16 protein-coding genes and 1 tRNA gene are annotated in these 16787 nt (G+C 44.8%); 7 read left to right on the top strand and 10 right to left on the bottom strand.

Annotation, left to right across the window (positions count from 1 at the left end; translation table 11 throughout):
• Positions 1-64 precede the first annotated feature (64 nt).
• On the top strand, positions 65-409 hold the full coding sequence (locus AAFP11_RS03590) for a hypothetical protein (protein WP_341735786.1): 345 nt from the start codon (positions 65-67) through the stop codon (positions 407-409).
• Positions 410-449: 40 nt separating this feature from the next.
• Here the strand turns inward: AAFP11_RS03590 and AAFP11_RS03585 are convergent, their stop codons facing one another.
• A complete protein-coding gene (locus tag AAFP11_RS03585; protein ID WP_341735785.1) occupies positions 450-797 on the bottom strand; it encodes a histidine triad nucleotide-binding protein in 348 nt (115 codons plus the stop codon).
• A 191-nt stretch (positions 798-988) separates the two neighbouring features.
• On the opposite strand from AAFP11_RS03585, the gene AAFP11_RS03580 reads away from it, so the two are divergent.
• Complete coding sequence (locus AAFP11_RS03580; RefSeq protein ID WP_341735784.1) at positions 989-2518, top strand: YifB family Mg chelatase-like AAA ATPase; 1530 nt, start codon at positions 989-991, stop codon at positions 2516-2518.
• Positions 2519-2530: 12 nt separating this feature from the next.
• Here AAFP11_RS03580 and AAFP11_RS03575 read toward each other — a convergent pair whose 3' ends face one another.
• From AAFP11_RS03575 to AAFP11_RS03560, 4 genes are all read right to left on the bottom strand, one after another.
• A complete protein-coding gene (locus AAFP11_RS03575; RefSeq protein WP_341735783.1) occupies positions 2531-3355 on the bottom strand; it encodes a hypothetical protein in 825 nt (274 codons plus the stop codon).
• 1 nt (position 3356) lies between these two features.
• Positions 3357-3827 (bottom strand): helix-turn-helix domain-containing protein, encoded by a 471-nt coding sequence (locus AAFP11_RS03570; RefSeq protein WP_341735782.1) that lies wholly within the window; start codon positions 3825-3827, stop codon positions 3357-3359.
• A 738-nt stretch (positions 3828-4565) separates the two neighbouring features.
• Entirely contained in the window at positions 4566-4706 is a 141-nt protein-coding gene (locus AAFP11_RS03565) for a hypothetical protein (RefSeq protein ID WP_341735781.1), read from the bottom strand.
• Between the two features lie 258 nt (positions 4707-4964).
• Entirely contained in the window at positions 4965-6656 is a 1692-nt protein-coding gene (locus AAFP11_RS03560; protein ID WP_341735780.1) for a transglutaminase domain-containing protein, read from the bottom strand.
• Between the two features lie 440 nt (positions 6657-7096).
• Between AAFP11_RS03560 and AAFP11_RS03555 the strand changes: the two genes are divergently transcribed.
• Together AAFP11_RS03555 and AAFP11_RS03550 are read left to right on the top strand one after the other, a co-directional pair.
• Positions 7097-7957, top strand: a complete 861-nt coding sequence (locus AAFP11_RS03555; protein WP_341735779.1) for a DUF928 domain-containing protein — start codon at positions 7097-7099, stop codon at positions 7955-7957.
• A gap of 301 nt (positions 7958-8258) precedes the next feature.
• Entirely contained in the window at positions 8259-10082 is a 1824-nt protein-coding gene (locus tag AAFP11_RS03550) for a ShlB/FhaC/HecB family hemolysin secretion/activation protein (RefSeq protein ID WP_341735858.1), read from the top strand.
• Positions 10083-10349: 267 nt separating this feature from the next.
• On the opposite strand, the gene AAFP11_RS03545 is transcribed toward AAFP11_RS03550, so the two are convergent.
• The 3 genes from AAFP11_RS03545 to AAFP11_RS03535 all read right to left on the bottom strand — a co-directional run bounded on the left by AAFP11_RS03545 (position 10350) and on the right by AAFP11_RS03535 (position 11930).
• On the bottom strand, positions 10350-10748 hold the full coding sequence (locus tag AAFP11_RS03545; protein ID WP_340519884.1) for an alr0857 family protein: 399 nt from the start codon (positions 10746-10748) through the stop codon (positions 10350-10352).
• Positions 10749-10825: 77 nt separating this feature from the next.
• Complete coding sequence (locus AAFP11_RS03540; RefSeq protein WP_341735778.1) at positions 10826-11341, bottom strand: HNH endonuclease; 516 nt, start codon at positions 11339-11341, stop codon at positions 10826-10828.
• Positions 11342-11675: 334 nt separating this feature from the next.
• Complete coding sequence (locus tag AAFP11_RS03535; RefSeq protein ID WP_341735777.1) at positions 11676-11930, bottom strand: hypothetical protein; 255 nt, start codon at positions 11928-11930, stop codon at positions 11676-11678.
• Between the two features lie 94 nt (positions 11931-12024).
• Here AAFP11_RS03535 and AAFP11_RS03530 point away from each other — a divergent pair, with 94 nt between their 5' ends.
• On the top strand, positions 12025-12360 hold the full coding sequence (locus AAFP11_RS03530) for a hypothetical protein (protein ID WP_341735776.1): 336 nt from the start codon (positions 12025-12027) through the stop codon (positions 12358-12360).
• A gap of 134 nt (positions 12361-12494) precedes the next feature.
• The gene (locus AAFP11_RS03525; RefSeq protein WP_341735775.1) at positions 12495-13826 is read left to right on the top strand and encodes a D-alanyl-D-alanine carboxypeptidase; all 1332 of its coding nucleotides are present in this window, start codon (positions 12495-12497) and stop codon (positions 13824-13826) included.
• 207 nt (positions 13827-14033) lie between these two features.
• Here the strand turns inward: AAFP11_RS03525 and AAFP11_RS03520 are convergent, their stop codons facing one another.
• The gene (locus AAFP11_RS03520) at positions 14034-15179 is read right to left on the bottom strand and encodes an N-acetylmuramoyl-L-alanine amidase-like domain-containing protein (protein WP_341735774.1); all 1146 of its coding nucleotides are present in this window, start codon (positions 15177-15179) and stop codon (positions 14034-14036) included.
• Positions 15180-15358: 179 nt separating this feature from the next.
• On the opposite strand from AAFP11_RS03520, the gene AAFP11_RS03515 reads away from it, so the two are divergent.
• Positions 15359-16603 (top strand): serine hydrolase, encoded by a 1245-nt coding sequence (locus AAFP11_RS03515; RefSeq protein WP_341735773.1) that lies wholly within the window; start codon positions 15359-15361, stop codon positions 16601-16603.
• Between the two features lie 98 nt (positions 16604-16701).
• Here the strand turns inward: AAFP11_RS03515 and AAFP11_RS03510 are convergent.
• Positions 16702-16773, bottom strand: a tRNA-Gln gene (locus tag AAFP11_RS03510).
• Positions 16774-16787 lie beyond the last annotated feature (14 nt).

The following is a 16787-nucleotide window of genomic DNA, read 5'->3' as shown; positions in this document are numbered from 1 at the left end:
GGGAGTCAGAAATTCACAAATGATTTAGGATTGCTATAGATCATAATCTCAAAGGTAAAAACCTATGGATAGACCACCACTACCACAACCTCAACTCGATCCGACACCAATCACCTTCGATCAGTACGATGCCTACACTCCCGAAAAGCTAGAACTATGGAATGGTTTCTATAACTATGGGGGACAAAATTTAACAGGTTTTCATCTCGCAGTATTGGCAAATATGGGCTTACGGAAAGCTGTTCGCAATGTACCGCTGTCATTATGGCTAGAGGCAATTCAAGAGTTAGCTTTGCAAAATTCTAAACTTAACTTTGATAGTGAAATGGGGGAAGCTATGCTTAACCGATTGAACCGAGGATTGGAAGATTTGCAAAGTGTTATAGAGTATTTGGAAGAAGAGAGTTAGTTAAGAGTATTGAATTGCCAATCATATTTTGAATCGTTTTTTAACCAGGGGGCCATTTCATATGTCGTCCGCCCAGAATATGAAGGTGCAAATGATCGACAGTTTGACCACCATCATTCCCATTATTAATCACAACTCGATAGCCATTACTAAGTCCGAGTTGTTCTGCTACCAGTTTGACAGTTAGCAGTAAGTGTCCCATGAGAGCATGATCTCCAGACTCTGCATCGGCTAATTTTGGAATAGGCTTTTTAGGAATTACCAAAATGTGCACCGGTGCTTGGGGATTCACATCTCGGAATGCCAGGGCTAAGTCGTCTTCATAAACGATGTCGGCGGGAATTTCTCGGCTGATGATTTTGCTGAAAATGGTTTCTTTAGTTGTCATGAGTTATGAAAGCAGTTGGTAATTGGCAGTTTGTAATTGACGTACCCTGAGCGAAGTCGAAGGGTCGAAGGGTCAGTTGGCAGTTGTTAGGAGTAAAAGAGAAAAGTTTTTTCTACTGTTCCGAGTTTCTTGCTCCATCATTAATGATAATAGAGAGTGGGGACAAGATAGCCGAACAAGGATAAAAAATAATGCTTGCTAGGGTTTGGAGTGCATCGATTGTTGGAATTGACGCGGTAAAGGTTGGTGTTGAGGCGGATGTGTCGGGAGGGCTACCAAAAATTGTGGTGGTGGGGTTGCCCGATTCTGCGGTCCAAGAAGCTAAGGAAAGAGTTAGGGCGACGCTGAAAAATTCGGGATATGCTTTTCCGATGCGGAGTATTGTGATTAATTTGACTCCGGCGGATTTGCGGAAGGAAGGGCCGAGTTTTGATTTGCCGATCGCCATTGGTATTTTAGCAGCATCGGAACAGGTCAGCGGTGAGCTTTTGGGAGATAATTTGTTTTTAGGAGAACTTTCTTTAGATGGAAGTTTGCGCCCTGTAGCTGGGGTTTTGCCGATCGCCGCTGCTGCTGCCAAAATGGGTATTTCAGGATTGATTGTACCCGCTGGTAATGCACAAGAAGCGGCATTGGTACAGGGAATATCTGTCTATGGTTTTGAGAATATTTTTGCAGTTACTGATTTTTTAAACAATCCTGAAGTTTATTCGCCTGTAGAAGTAAACGGTAGACAAGAGTTAGCAAAAACGCGGATTCCGGGTTTAGATTTAAAAGATGTAAAAGGACAAGTTCACGCGCGGCGGGCTTTGGAAATTGCGGCGGCGGGGGGACACAATTTGATTTTTGTCGGGCCGCCAGGGAGCGGTAAGACTATGTTAGCGAGACGTTTGCCTGGTATTTTGCCGCCGCTGACCTTTGAGGAGGCTTTGGATGTGACTCAAATTCATTCGGTGGCGGGGTTGCTGAAGGATAAGGGTAGTTTGGTGGGCGATCGACCTTTTCGCAGTCCTCACCATTCAGCATCGGGCCCTTCTCTGGTAGGTGGCGGCAGTTTTCCGCGTCCTGGTGAGATTTCTTTAGCACATCGTGGTATCCTTTTTTTGGATGAATTAACTGAGTTTAAAAGAGATGTTTTGGAGTTTTTGCGCCAACCGTTGGAAGATGGTTATGTGACAATTTCTCGAACTAGACAATCGGTGATGTTTCCGGCTCAATTTACTTTAGTTGCGAGTACAAATCCTTGTGCTTGCGGTTATTATGGTGACGCGATTCAACAGTGTACTTGTTCGCCACAAAAGAGGGAGCAATATTGGGCAAAACTTTCTGGACCTTTGATGGATCGGATTGATTTGCAAGTGGCGGTGAATCGTTTGAAGCCGGAGGAGATTACTCGACAGCCGACGGGGGAGGAGTCGGAACCGGTGCGGGTGAGGGTACAGCGCGCAAGGGCGATCGCAACTCACCGTTTTAGGTCAGAATCTAGTTTGCGGTGTAATGCGGAAATGCAAAGCAGCCACATTAACACCTGGTGTCAGTTGGATGATGCTTCTCGAAATTTATTGGAGATGGCGATTCGGAAATTGGGGCTTTCGGCTAGGGCTAGCGATCGCATTTTGAAGGTTGCTAGGACTATTGCGGATTTGTCGGGGGATGAAAGTTTGAAAACCAATCATGTGGCGGAGGCGGTGCAGTATCGGACGATCGATCGGATGCAGTAAGTGAGCTGATTGCTAGTCAACATCATTTGTTGCTAATTCTTGTTCTAAACGTTGAGCAAATATTTGGAATGATTTGACATCTTCTGATGATATATTACCCTTAACTTCCATATTTTGAACTCGCAGGATTTCGCCACGGCTATCTTTAGCAGTAATTGTTAGAGTTTGCCCTTTCATCCAGAGTCGATATCGATCTCCTTCATAAGATCGACCCCCTTCTACTGCTGGAGTTCCCAAGACAGTTAATGCTTGTTTCGCAGTGTCAATTACCAAATCGCAGTATTCGTATAAACGAACCCTACTAGCAAATTCTGGGACTCTATTATTTTTTTCTAATTTTTCAATAATTTCAGCAACAGTCTGAGGAGGGTTCTTTAGATCCTCAGCCTGCTGCCGAATTACCTCAACCATTGATTCTGGGTCATTATCAAAAAGTTGAGTCAGAAATACATCAGGGTGCTGGACTTCAATCCCATAAGGTTCTAAAGCCTCTTGCGGGAAGTGTTTGAGATTATCTGTGACGATGATATTGGCTTTTGCTATTATGGCAGCAGCTAAAACATGACGATCGCCTGGATGATTTGTCATTGCTTCCACCAAACTTGCAGGCACTTCGACCATTGCTTCAGGAAAGGTGTTTTTGATCATTTCCTGAAAACGAGCTGCTTTGAACTCTGTCATTCTTCCTTTTTTTACAAGATTGCGAGTAGCACCATCTAGAATTTCTTGTGAAAAATGAACGCAGTACAACTCAGCCTCAGCAGCACACAGCAACGTATCGCATAGAGGCATAGGGAAAATAACACAGGAGTCTACAATAACAGATAGAGTTTCCATTCTACTCCTGAGCTATTTCGCATACTCCTTCTTCGTAAAACCCCTCCTCTTGAAGAAATTGGCTTAATTCCTTCATTCCTTGGCGACGCTTCACTTGACGCTGTTCCTTGTAGGTAATTACATCTTGAAAAAGGACGCGCCGATGTTTTCCTACTTCGATATAAGGAATTGCTCCCTCCTTTAATAACTTGACAAAAAAGGGTCGCGATACCTTCAGTATCTCAGCAGCCTCCTGCGTTGTCAGTTCGGGATTATGAAGTTCTACCGAGACAGATTGACCTGATGCCATTGCATGCACAATTTGACGCAGAAGGCTGTAAACTGATTCGGGAATCAGTATCTCTTCTCCGTTACTTCCGACTAATTTCGGCTGTGCAGATTCTCTGCTCAGTATTTGCTCTAATTTGTCTATTGATGCTTTTTCGGGTTCTTTAACTAAAACTGACTCTGGCGACGCTTTTTGCCTCGACATAATAAATCTCTCTTTTGATGTGTTTTTCTGGGAGGTAGAAAACCAATCGGCTATAATCAGGAGTTTAAACCCTTGATTTTAGCCACTCACTCTACTGCTCAACACGTTGAGGCTGCAATCAGGCAAAACCTGTGCAGCATGACTGGCAAAGGTTTGTAAGTATTTGTTAGACATGATACTTGGCTTTTCAATTCAATATAACACTACACTTGTTGTAAGTGCAATATCCGCAATAAACGAAATATTCAAAATGTAAATAAAAATAAGTGTACAAATTAGATGCGCGCCAGTTTAGTCCCGGACGCACGGGTGGTCAGGGTTTCGACGCAGTTTATCCTGCGCAGCCGAAGGGTTCAACCACCGGGGGTTTTTTTACGAAAATACTCGGTTAAAACCCTCAGTCTTGGTTAAAAAACCCGGTTTCTCGGTTCGTAGGGCGTCAAAGCATCGATCGCCTTCTGACAATTGGATAACAAATGTATATTTCATGGTTCTGTGTCCTCTGCTTCGATTTGCTTAATTCACCTTGTATAGGGCTTACTCATAAATATTATTCAACATTATTCAACAAAATTATAGTAATCGAAAATCACCAAAATTATAAGTTGTCTTCCGCTTTTCAATGAGGAAAAAATGTGAAAGCATCCACTAGATAAATCCAGCTCAGTCAAACAAGGCGATCGCACTCGATCGCCTTATCTCAAATCATAAAAATTGCCATTTGTCAATAGCCAGTAGCTATTTTTTTTTCCGTTTAGCCTCATCTAACCGTCTGCGATCGCCCCACTCAACCGCAGTCAAATAGGCAACCCCGCCCGTAACCATCAGCAGCAGTAAAAAGGCGACTACAACCAGAACATTAGCAATAGAAAATTCCACAACCCCTCCGACAAACTTCTACTTCACATTAAACCTCTGCCAAAATTACTGTGAAACAGGCCTCAACAGTCTGTTCCAGACAAGCTTTTTAACAGAAGTCTCTTTTAGATTTTAGATCAACTCAGGTTAATTGCTCCTAAATCCCGTACCGGGGAGCGAAGCTGTGGGATCGGGCATCGAACCTGGGTTAGTTGTTATTTGTGATTAGTGATTATCACCAAAAAATAACAACTAACAGTTAACAGTTAACTAAAAACTTCAAATTGCTGGCAACTCTGACAAAATTGTAAACCTCACATGATTAATTGCCAGACTCCCCACAGAAACATTCTCTTTTTTCACAGGAAGACCCTCACTTGTCAGACTTTGAAAGCGAATTCCCTTGCCAATTTCGACATGGTACCAAGCTAAACCCATAAAAAAGCGCAAAGGATAAGGCCCTCTTTCTTGGATGTCATCAGGATTCGATTCCATCGGCACCCAGCCAAAGCCCGGAATGTAAAACTCCAGCCAAACGTGATTGAAATCCGGTTCCAGTGGCAAACCTTTTCTGTCAGCAAAAGCCGGACACTTGTACCGTCCAATTGTGCGACAAGCAATGCCATTTAACCGGGCTAAAGCCAACAAAACCCCCACGTATTCGCCACAGGAACCAATACCACGGCGCAGCACAATATCTGGTGTGTCGATATGTGGTCTAATTCCGTAAGCAAGTTGGTCATAAACAAAATTACGAATGCTCAGCAATTTTCTGAGAATGTTTGTTTCTGAGCCAATAGCAGCCGTTGCAGCCGATCGCACAATCTCCGTATCCATCGCCAAATTATCATTATCCACCAAATACTTAGCTTCAAACTCCGGCGACAGTTTAGGAATCTTTTCCACATCCCTAGGCGACAACTGATACTTAATTGCTCGAACTTCCAACAAAGCCTTCCAGCCAAAAATTCGCCGTTCTCCAGCATGAAGCCGATCGAACTTAAACACCGCTACCCGTTCCCCTTCCTGAATTTCCTCAGTAAAAGGCATCCCAATCGGGGTAATTTGCCTCACCTTTTGCCGATGAGTTTCCGAAGGTAAAGCAATCCGCCACTCCAAATTATCAATTGCTACCTCCTCCAGGGGAGACAGTTCCTCGACATAGGACATTTCCATCAAAAAACCGTTGGAAAGAGCGTAGCCTTCGGCTTGATTGTAGTGAAAATATAAAGGGTGAACAAAAGTGCGATCGCGCTTAGTCAACTGAAAAGGATCTGCCGAATTCGGGTCATCCCGGATATAAAGTTCATCTCCAGCATAGGCCACATAAAGAACTTCTTCCCCAGTTGCCGCATCCTGATGAAAAGCCAAGCCCGAAGGATTTTCAAAGGGTGTCAAAACGCTAAATTTAACATCCCCATTTGCCCGTTCTAAACAGTAAACAGTTTGCTCAGTCTTGTCGCAAACCCAAAGTTCCTCATTCCGCACAGTAATATTTTCCACCCCAATACCAGGAGCGTAAAATCGAGTAATTTCGCGCCCTGTATTGCAGTCAAAAACCAGAATATAGCCCAGTCTCTGACAGGTAACATAAAGTGTAGATTGCCACACAGCAATCCCGTCAGCCGGATAAGAAAGGGAAACAAAATGTTCCGGTTTCAGTTCCCCGACTTTTCCATCCCGAATGGCACCGCGACAGCAACAAATATCCTCATCGCTTGCAAACCAAAGAGTATCTTCCCAGATAGCCAGGCCAGTGGCACCGGCAAACTTAGCTGTTTGACAAGGATTTAAAACAGTAGTGTTGTCAGTTTCTCGATCGATCTCCAATAGTAGCCCTTCTGTCCGATCGACAGCGAACAATCTATTGCCTAAAAACGTAATGCCGTGCAGTGCGTAGACTCCGATGGGTCTGACCATCCGCAGTCGCGAAGGCTCTTGGTCACAGAGAATTGGTGAATCGAGATTCATGCTAAATATATTGCCGATACTTTACAGAAAACCAAAACAGAAAACTAAATTTGTTACTGGTAGCCAAACTCCGAGAGTCCATCTGCAAAATTGCTGACTAAGAGGAGGCCGAATTGCCATCAAAGCGATCGGACTCTGAGAGTTCCACTCCTGTTTAGTGACACCGCAGAGTGAGTTAAATTTGGGTTTAGCTCAGATGATGCCTGATATCAGATTTAACTCCCTCAACTCAACCTGTTGTGATGAATCCAACTCAGTATAAATACTAAGCTACCACGGTCGATCGCCACACAGGATTATATATGTGTCAGATCCTCAAAATTAATAGTATCTACCTGAAGATATAAATTAAGTACAACAGATTACTATATCTAGACAAACTTTGGGTAGAATAAAATCATACGATAAAGTTCCTAGGTTTATCAGAAGGCTGGTCAATCATGGCTTGGACAAAGTGTCATCTAAATACCGTGGCCCTTTCCTTAATTCTGTCTTTGGAGGCAGTTGCCACCGTTAATTTCTCTCTACCAGCAAAAGCTCTTAACAGTCCCACAAACAGCGTCAGTCGCCCTGAGATCCAAGATCAACCCTTACAGTGGCAAACAGTTCAATTATCTTCCCAAACCGGAACGAGACTCAACAGCCAGTCCATAGGAATGACTTGGAATAATTTTCAACCACCCGAACAGGGAGTACCTGGGCGGCGCGAAGGCGGAGGAACACGGGGTTCAAATTGCCCTTCTTCCACCACAGCCTTGATTCCAAAATCAACTATGGGGCGAACCCTTTCACCCAAACCGACTTTTTTTTACTATGTTCCGGTAGCTGTGGACAAAAAAGTCGAATTTGAGTTGGCTGACGAAAAAGACAAGACAATTTACAAAAAAAGTTTTCACATGGTAACTAGCCGTGCTGGTATCGTTAGTGTGAGCCTTGCCAAAGACGGCACTTCGCCAGTCTTGGAAGTGGGCAAAAACTATCATTGGTACTTTTCGATCAAATGCAACCCCCAAAACTCTCAAGAAGATGTTCTCGTTTCCGGGTGGATCAACCGTACTGCACTCGCCCCAAGTTTGAAAACCGAGTTGGATCGATCGTCCGGGCACGATCGTCTCAGCATTTTTACCCAACAAGGTATCTGGTACGAATACCTCGCAACTCTAGCCCAACTGCGCGTCTCCTCTCCCAGCGATGCCAACTTAGCACTCCAGTGGTCAGAAATGTTGAGTTCGGTAGAATTAGGCACAATTTCCCAAGCACCATTAGTCCCAACTAATTTAAATTTTGAAAAGCCAAAATAAACCCAACTTTTTGTTCAAAAGGTGAAACTTGTAGAACTCTCAAATAAGTCCTGACTGTGAGTTGCCAGATTGAAGTGAAATCCGAGCAGTTGCCCAAAATTGGTGCAACGCTATATTCCACCAGATCCTCCTCCCCAAGCACCTAAAGCCACTGACAAGATTTTAGGTGTAGACTTGGGGGTGAAAAGTGAGAACAGATATTTCAGTAACGTCTTTTTGAAAGATGGGCTGGTGCGATCTAGCAGCAAACAAAGTTATTTAACAGCAACAATTAATTATGCGTCGCACTGTCAATATTGTTATGTTTCGGGTTGGGGCCTCACTGCTAAGTGCAGTCTCGATAATTCCCTCCTATGCCCATCCAGCTAGATCCCAAACTGCCGATATTTCTCAGTTGCCCGCCATAAAACCACAGACTGACAATAATTTACCGCCCCAAAATCAGCCAAATTATAATTTTTTAGCCCAGAATTCACCGACAGAGCCAAGAAATCTGCCAGCGCCACCGACAGGGGCAGATCCAAATCGCGATCGCTTTCTGCAACCCACACAGCCACCTTCCCCAGAACCTCCCCCAGCACCGCCACAAATTCAGCCACCATCACCACAGCCACTTCCCCAGCCACTACCTTCGGATCTGATTCAAGTTCAAAAAATTCAAGTAGTTGGGAGTACGATTTTAAACGCCGACGAAATTAAAGCCTTAGTCAATCCGTTAGAGGGGCGTTCTGCCACCCTAGAACAACTCAAACAAGTCGCCGACAAAATTACTGAAATTTACCTGAATCGAGGCTACATCACATCCAGAGCGGTCTTACCGCCCCAAACTATCACCGCAGGGGTAGTCCAGATTCAAGTAATCGAAGGTAAACTCAGCAAAATTGAGGTAGAAGGAACTAAAAGATTGCATCCAGCTTACATCCGCAACCGGATTAGACTCGGTGCCGGAATGCCTTTAAGCACAGCTTCCTTAGAAGACCAACTGCGCCTGCTGCGAGTCGATCCTTTATTTGACAATGTAGAAGCTAGACTGCGGGCGGGTGATAATGAGGGGGAGAGCATTCTCATCGTTCGCGTCTCGGAAGCTAATCCGTTTCAAGCTAGTGTGAGTATTGACAATTACTCGCCTCCGAGCGTCGGTTCTGAAAGATTGGGAGTCAGTTTACGCCACCGGAATATCACCGGAAATGGCGATGAACTGGCGGCAGCTTATTACCGATCGATCGGCGATTCAGACGTATTTGATTTTAGCTACCGCATCCCGCTGAATGCGATGAATGGTACTTTGCAACTGAGGGCTGCACCGAATCGGAATAGTATCGTGCAAGCACCTTTTGACGCTTTTGATATATCGGGAAAATCCCATTTATTTGAAGTTAGCTATCGCCAGCCCTTAGTGCGATCGCCCATCGAAGAATTTGCCTTATCTGGGGGTTTAACTTATCAAACAGGCCGCACTTTCGTGGCGGGGAAACCGACTCCTTTTGGTATGGGCCCGGACTCCAACGGTGTCAGCACTACGACAGCAATTAAACTGGGACAAGACTACATTCGGCGCGACCCCCAAGGTGCCTGGGCCCTGCGATCGCAATTTACGATCGGCACTAGCTTGCTTGACGCCACCAGCAACGAAGGTTCTGTGCCCGACGGGCAATTTTTGAGTTGGCTAGGTCAAGTGCAGCGGGTACAGCGATTGAACAACCAACATTTATTAATTGTGCAAGCAGACTTGCAGTTATCAGCTAATAGTTTGTTATCTTCCCAGCAATTTGTAATTGGTGGAGGACAATCTTTGCGAGGCTATCGCCAAAATGTCCGTTCTGGCGATAATGGCGTTCGATTTTCCATTGAAGATCGGATTACTTTAAAGAGGGATGCTTCGGGTATTCCCAAACTTCAATTAGCACCGTTTTTTGATGCTGGGACAGTGTGGAATGTTCCCAATAATCCTAATAAATTAACCAATCAGACATTTTTAGCTGGTTTGGGTTTGGGTGTACTTTGGGAACCGATACCGCGAGTGAATGTCCGCTTAGAATACGCTTTGCCTTTGGTGAGAATTAGCGATCGCGGAGACAATCTTCAAGATTCAGGGATTTACTTCAATATCATTTATACACCGTGATGGGCAGGGCTGTAACATTGCTATTGTAGAGGCAGCGCATAGTGGCTGCCCCAATCCCTGAAACACATCCAAAATCCTGGATGATATCAATTCCGGTTGTATCGGAATGATTTAACCGCGAAGGCGCGTTCGGCGAAGCCGTTCCCGTAGGGTAGGGCGCGAAGGAAGAGAAGAGAGGATTTTATATGAGGAGGGCCGACAAAGAAAGGCACGGCCCCTGAACAATCATCGTTTGTAGGTTTAACAGAGCGAATTCTGCCTTTAATTTCAATCGCCGACTTCCTCGACAATCGAATTAACAGGTTGAGTTTCCAGCCAGAGTTTGAGTAACAAGAACTCCGCACGATCGCCCAGAACAGTCACAAACACCCCATCAGCGTCCTCAGACTCTGTTCCAATCCATGTACCGCGCAAACTTACTTCTACATATTCAGCATCAGCAACACAAAGGGCGATCGTACCACTGCCGTCGGCGCGGACTTCCGATTCTAGCAAAGACAGCGCTGGTAAATTTGCCGGCAGCAAAAACGCCGCAGTGCTCGGTTCGACGCTAATGCTTTGACCAACTCGCATAGCCAGCACAACTCGCAGCGCCACCAACTGTTCGGGAGATTGAGCCAAACGCTCTAGGTTAAAGCCCGTTTCAGTGTAAGTCAACTTCAGCATATTGACAGCCTTAAAATTTGGAATTGAAAATTTGAAATCGGGAATCGGGAACCCCCCTGACCCCCCGGCCCATTGCCCTATTCACCTATTTGATGTTCATGCCAAAACATTTCGGCAAAAGCAACAGTAGGGTGCATGGGAGCCTTTGGCTTAGCCCGCAGAGGCATTCCAGCTTCTATGGGAGTTCGATCGCCCTTACGAGAATTACACCCTTCGCAAGCAGCCACCACGTTGTCCCAGGTATGCAAACCACCCTTGGAGCGAGGCATCACATGGTCCAAGGTCAAACGCTTGTTACTACCACAGTATTGGCAACAATGACCATCCCGGCGCAATACTTCCCGGCGATTCACCGGGGGCACTTTCCAAAGACGTTCCCTGTCTGCCAAAGTTAAACGGATGTGTTCGGGTACATGAATCGCTGTGCTGGGCGATCGCACCAACCAGCCATTGCCAGTAGTAAAATCGAGAGGTTCAGCTTTGCCAGTGACTAAAAGTACGATCGCCCGTTTGATGTTGACACGGCTCATCGGCAGATAATTTTTAGAAAAAACCACTACAGATTGCCTTAATACATCAGTTGCTACAGTCATGGCTTGCTTCTCCTCATCAATTTTGGATGTTGGATTGGGATATGAGATTTATCGCCAATGGTGGCGAAATCTCATTTCTGGCTAGTTCCCGAAGTCAGTCAATTTAAGATTTGAGACATCATATCAATTCCGGTTGTATCGGAATGATTTAACCGCGAAGGCGCTAAGGACGCGAAGGAAGAGAAGAGAGAGTTTAATACAGGACGATGAAAAGAGGATTTGATATCAGGGAATCTGTCACATTTCTCATCAAAAGCCCCCGCTTCTCTTAGTGGAAAGCGGGGGCTAGAAAAACTGCTAAAGGCAAATTTTCATCCTATCCTGGTACTGTCGTTTAGCAGTACCTCCCGCTTCGCACATTTCCCTGTGGCTGTGCCACTTCCAGACCGTCTCGGCCTAGGTCTTTATGATTAATTTCTGCAACTTGTCCTAATCCAATATAACTGCCTTTAAACAGGCTCTCGCCAGTCAACGACGTTTCTGTTACCACCACAAATCCAGTCCTGACGTGGCACCGTGAGGATTGGGGACGATCTTCGGGGCGATCGCACTTGGGTTGATAGTTGGAGTAGGGGGGGAGAAATTTCACAGAAGGCGGAAAGTCCTAAGAGAGGTTTAAATCTAGCTGTAAACATACTACACTGATATTACACATATGTCCACCCCGTCACGGAGAAAAAAATATGCATACCCTACCTAGAACTTCAACCACCGAAATGGAAGTTACCAGCATTCGACTGGAGAGGGATCTCAAAGAAAGACTCAAAGAACTCGCAGGAAATCAAGGCTATCAAGCGTTGATTCGAGATTTGCTCTGGAATTACGTGCAGCAGAAGTCTGGAGAGTATCGCCAGATGTTTTCGCGATCGGATATTCGAGCCAGCATTGATGCCACAGCACAGCAGGAGGAGCGCTGCGCCCTTACAGGAAAATTGATCCGACCCAATGAGCCGATGTTATTAGGACTGACCACCCACGGCGAGATGGTACCCTTAAGTATAGGTAGTTTGGCTGGATAGACCAGTCGATCGAGAAATTTCACAAATTTTGGTAGGGGCAATCCCACACCCGGTTGCCCCTACACAGCCTTCAACTAGGAGTAAACAACCCGGTTTCTTTGATATTTATATGTAAGTCCTATTAAAAAAAGCAGATGCAAATTCAAATAATCCTGAAAACGCGCTATTTAAAGTCGATCACGCTAATGACACTGATGAGTGGATGTGCAGCCACTCCATCCCCCGAACTTTCATCTCCCACTCCTGTCACCGCAGCTTCGCCATCGCCGATTAAAGTCGATCGACCATTAATAGTCTCTGCCGAAAATCCGCCAACCACCACAAACAGCAAAATCCAACAGTACCTCAACAGCTTAACATCCCAAGGATTTGCCAAAGAAAACCAAGGAATTTGGATACAATCCGGCAACACCTTACTAGCAAATCATCAAGGCACAAAACCTCTGCCCGCCGCTTCAATTACCAAAGTAGCAACATCCCTCGCAGCCCTACAAAAATTCGGACCAGAACATGAATTTATCACCTTAATTGGCACTACCGGAAACATCGAAAACGGCGTATTAAAAGGCGACTTAATTATCCAAGGAAGCCAAGATCCATTTTTTGTGTGGGAAGAGGCGATCGCCCTAGGAAATACCCTAAATCAAAAAGGCATCAAACGAGTAACTGGCAACCTCATCATAGCCGATAAATTTTACATGAACTTTGAATCAAACCCTCTGAAATCAGGAGAACTGCTCAAAGAAGGATTGAACAGCCAAATATGGTCTGCCGAACCAGCAGCCCAGCATCAAACACTGCCTCCCAACACCCCCAAACCGCAAGTAACAATTGAGGGCACAGTCAAAGTTTTGCCCGCAGTCCCCGACAGCGTAAAACCTTTAGTTAAACATTATTCTTTGCCCCTAGCTGAACTCATCAAAAAAATGAACCAGTACAGCAACAATTTGATGGCAGATATGTTAGCCGATAGTGTCGGTGGCGCAAAAATAGTCGCCCAACAAGCAGCAGCAGCAACAGGAGTTCCCCCCGCAGAAATTCAACTTGTCAACGGTTCCGGCTTAAGCGAAGACAACCGGATTTCGCCTCGCGCCGCCTGCGGTTTATTTTTAGCATTAGAACGCTATCTTCAACCTTATAATATGACAGTTGCCGATGTTTTAACCGTAGTAGGAAAAGACAAAGGGATACTGTCAGAAAGGCCGTTACCAAAACTAGCAGTAATCAAATCAGGAACTTTGGATAATGTCAGTGCTTTAGGGGGAGCATTACCAACCCAGAAACAACAAACTGTCTGGTTTGTAATTATGAATGGGGGCGCTAATGTCGAAGTATTTCGCACTCAACAAGAAGTATTGTTAAAAGGCTTTTTGAGTGAATGGGGAACAGTTCCAGCCTCACCGCCCGAATTAACAGCAAATCCTGCGAGAAATAGTAAAGTATCTCGTAGCGAAATTGTCAATTGACATCAAATTTGAGGAGTCAACTGCAAACACCATCATAACGCGAAGCAAGAACAACATCTTAATCTGTCTCTTCTCTCTCTTCCTTCGCGTTCTTAGCGCCTTCGCGGTTCGTTTAATCTAACTCCATTGTGCCTAGGATCGATCGCCCTATCGCGCGAAGAAAGAACAACATCTTAATCTGTCTCTTCTCTCTCTTCCTTCGCGTTCTTAGCGCCTTCGCGGTTCGTTTAATCTGACTCCATTTTGCCTCGGATCGATCGCCCTAGCCACCACAATCCCGATCGCACTTTCAACCCGGCCAATATATCGGTGTAAGTCATAAGCAACAACCACCTGTCCCGCCGGCGAAGCATGAATCAAACCCAGATTCCCGTCCGCATTTCGATAAACCAAGCCAGTATGGGTGACATCCAATCCTTTCACATCCGTAGCTACCGCCACAATATCCCCTGGTTTTAAATCAGAATAAATATTTTTAATCTGATTTTTTGGTATGTAATTAACTGTAGATTTAGCCAAATCAGTTTCAATGTTAACAATGCACTGATAAGTAGCTTCATCCTGCCGCATTTGGGGATAACTGCTGCGGTGCTGACTCATAAAATTGAGTTTTTTATCAAGAGGTACTCCTCCCAACTTGGCTGTGATATTTTCTACATTTGCGCGTTTTTGATTGTCATTTATCCATTCCGAAAAATAGTGCAACCGGCTGCAATAACCGTTAATTTTACCGTTTAAATAGCGCTGAGACTCAATCCTATTTACAAAATTTGGATAATCGTAATCTTGGGCGGCCACACCCCGTGCGATCGCCAGTACAGTTTCGACAAATAAGACGCAATCAAACTTGTCTAAAGTGATGACTAATTTTTCGGTCCCGGATTTATCTAACAAACCCTCAGCGTAGGGTTGACCGAGAAAATAATCGCCGATCGCCTGTACAATTTCTCCCATGGGGCGAGCCTGCAAATTTTGTTGTTTTGCATACTTTACAACCCGCTCAAAACGTGCTATTTGTTCAGGATCTGCAACGGTTTCTGTAGTAATATGATTGGCATCAGGTTGTCTGACCAACAAGTCAAGCAATTGAGTGTAGGAAATTTGGGGTAAATTTTTTAATTCCCAAAACCAACTACTGCTACTGAAAATAGTTGGCTGGTTTGTTACCTCCACATTTGGGCTTGCTTCTGTAAACTCTGGCGACAGATCCGCGTTGCGTCTGGCTGTTTGTAGATGGACAATAGGTTCAGCAGCAGCAGATTGGGGGACAAATACCACAACCGAAGGTATCAAAGAATTACTAACGCCAACTATTGTTAATCCCAAAACAGCCAGCCCCCAAAAATTTCTCATATTTTTCAATGGATGTTGTTTCAACGGAGTGCTATCCTGAGATTTTTACAATTACCAGAACTATCAATCAGCCCATAAAACATTGAAAACTGGCAAAAACTGAGTCGATCGACACAGTTGTCATTTAGAGGCCGCTTCATTATACACTAATCCTGCGAGTTTGATACCACACCACTGTAATGCAAGTAGACCGACGCCGCCGCCCTATCTCCCCCAGACGCCCAACCACCAAAGGACGTACCAGCCCAGGACGCCCAACTAATCAGCGTCCATTCAAGTCCCGTCGCCGACGGAGAACGACTTGGGCTCGGTTAAAATATCGCAATATTCTGTATTTAATTCTAGGGGCGATCGCGATCGGTTGGATCGTCACACTACCATTTAGAGGTCGTCGTCCCATGGAACCGCCTATAATCTCGCCTCAAGAGATGATCGCCCCACCGACAATTTCCACACCAGAAAATGTAGTAGACTCCAATTCCGATAGTAGCTTCACCTATAATATCAAAACACCGCCCAATCCAGTTTATTCTCAAGAATTGCAAGTTATTGTTGATGAAGCAGTGCAGATTGCGGTCTCCAAAGGATTACCCGTAGAACCACTATCAATTAGCTTGGTGGATGTCAGCAATTCCCAAGCCCACACCTTCGCCGGATATCAAAATCAAACCCTGAGATTTCCCGCTAGCGTGGCTAAATTATTTTGGATGGCGGCCTTTTACTCAGCCATGGAAAAAGGCATGATCGCTGAAAAAGAATCGGCTTTTACTTCCGATTTAGAACAAATGATTCGTGTTTCCAACAACGACGCAGCTAGCCGAATTTTAGACAATATTACCGATACAGAATCCGGGGACAAACTAGCAGGAGAAAGCTGGGAAAATTGGCTAAAAAAAAGGAATCAAATTAATACATTTTTTCAATCATCTGGTTATGAAAATATTAGTTTAACCACCAAAAATTATCCAATATATTATTTAAATCAAGAACAGCCTACAGGTCGGGAATTGCAGTTGCAAGGAGACCTGGCTCAGCCAATTCGGAATCAAGTAACTACCGATCAAGGAGCCAGATTAATGTATGAAATTTATACCAGACAAGCTGTTTCCAGCATCGCCAGTCGCAAAATGGCTTACTTGCTGACGCGAGATTTAGACCCCAAGGCTTGGAAAAATGACCCTAGTAACTCAATACAGGGATTTCTTGGGGAATCTTTGCCAACTAATATTTATTTTGGTTCTAAAGTGGGTTATACTTCCAAGTGTCGCAGCGAAGTGGCGTTTGTCAGGACTTTAGACGATCGAGCGATTTATATCTTAGTCGTTTTCGCTGACGATGCGGCCTATGCCAAGGATGAAACCATATTTCCGGCAATTTCGCGATCGATTTTCGATCGCCTGAATACTCGTAATCCCCAAAAATAATATTCAGCAATAAAATCATTGTGGGGTAGGCATGGTGTCTGCCCTTGAAAAGTTATGTACTTTTCATTCTGCTTCTTTATTGTTTATTTATGATTTAACTGGGGCGAAAGGATTCGAACCTCTGAATGGCTGGACCAAAACCAGCTGCCTTACCACTTGGCGACGCCCCAATGTCTTAACCTTT

It is taken from the genome of Microcoleus sp. CAWBG640, assembly GCF_020883015.1.
GTDB classification, from domain to species: domain Bacteria; phylum Cyanobacteriota; class Cyanobacteriia; order Cyanobacteriales; family Microcoleaceae; genus Microcoleus; species Microcoleus anatoxicus.
The sequence above is the reverse complement of the archived record's forward strand: the minus strand, read 5'-3'. Positions and strand labels throughout refer to the sequence as shown.

Coding starts and splice junctions, on each gene's coding strand:
- AAFP11_RS03550 (WP_341735858.1), top strand. CDS start 8,259: ATGTTTCGGGTTGGGGCCTCACTGCTAAGTGCAGTCTCGATAATTCCC.
- AAFP11_RS03560 (WP_341735780.1), bottom strand. CDS start 6,656: ATGAATCTCGATTCACCAATTCTCTGTGACCAAGAGCCTTCGCGACTG.
- AAFP11_RS03525 (WP_341735775.1), top strand. CDS start 12,495: ATGCAAATTCAAATAATCCTGAAAACGCGCTATTTAAAGTCGATCACG.
- AAFP11_RS03540 (WP_341735778.1), bottom strand. CDS start 11,341: ATGACTGTAGCAACTGATGTATTAAGGCAATCTGTAGTGGTTTTTTCT.
- AAFP11_RS03570 (WP_341735782.1), bottom strand. CDS start 3,827: ATGTCGAGGCAAAAAGCGTCGCCAGAGTCAGTTTTAGTTAAAGAACCC.
- AAFP11_RS03530 (WP_341735776.1), top strand. CDS start 12,025: ATGCATACCCTACCTAGAACTTCAACCACCGAAATGGAAGTTACCAGC.
- AAFP11_RS03590 (WP_341735786.1), top strand. CDS start 65: ATGGATAGACCACCACTACCACAACCTCAACTCGATCCGACACCAATC.
- AAFP11_RS03580 (WP_341735784.1), top strand. CDS start 989: ATGCTTGCTAGGGTTTGGAGTGCATCGATTGTTGGAATTGACGCGGTA.
- AAFP11_RS03515 (WP_341735773.1), top strand. CDS start 15,359: ATGCAAGTAGACCGACGCCGCCGCCCTATCTCCCCCAGACGCCCAACC.
- AAFP11_RS03520 (WP_341735774.1), bottom strand. CDS start 15,179: ATGAGAAATTTTTGGGGGCTGGCTGTTTTGGGATTAACAATAGTTGGC.
- AAFP11_RS03555 (WP_341735779.1), top strand. CDS start 7,097: ATGGCTTGGACAAAGTGTCATCTAAATACCGTGGCCCTTTCCTTAATT.
- AAFP11_RS03585 (WP_341735785.1), bottom strand. CDS start 797: ATGACAACTAAAGAAACCATTTTCAGCAAAATCATCAGCCGAGAAATT.
- AAFP11_RS03545 (WP_340519884.1), bottom strand. CDS start 10,748: ATGCTGAAGTTGACTTACACTGAAACGGGCTTTAACCTAGAGCGTTTG.
- AAFP11_RS03575 (WP_341735783.1), bottom strand. CDS start 3,355: ATGGAAACTCTATCTGTTATTGTAGACTCCTGTGTTATTTTCCCTATG.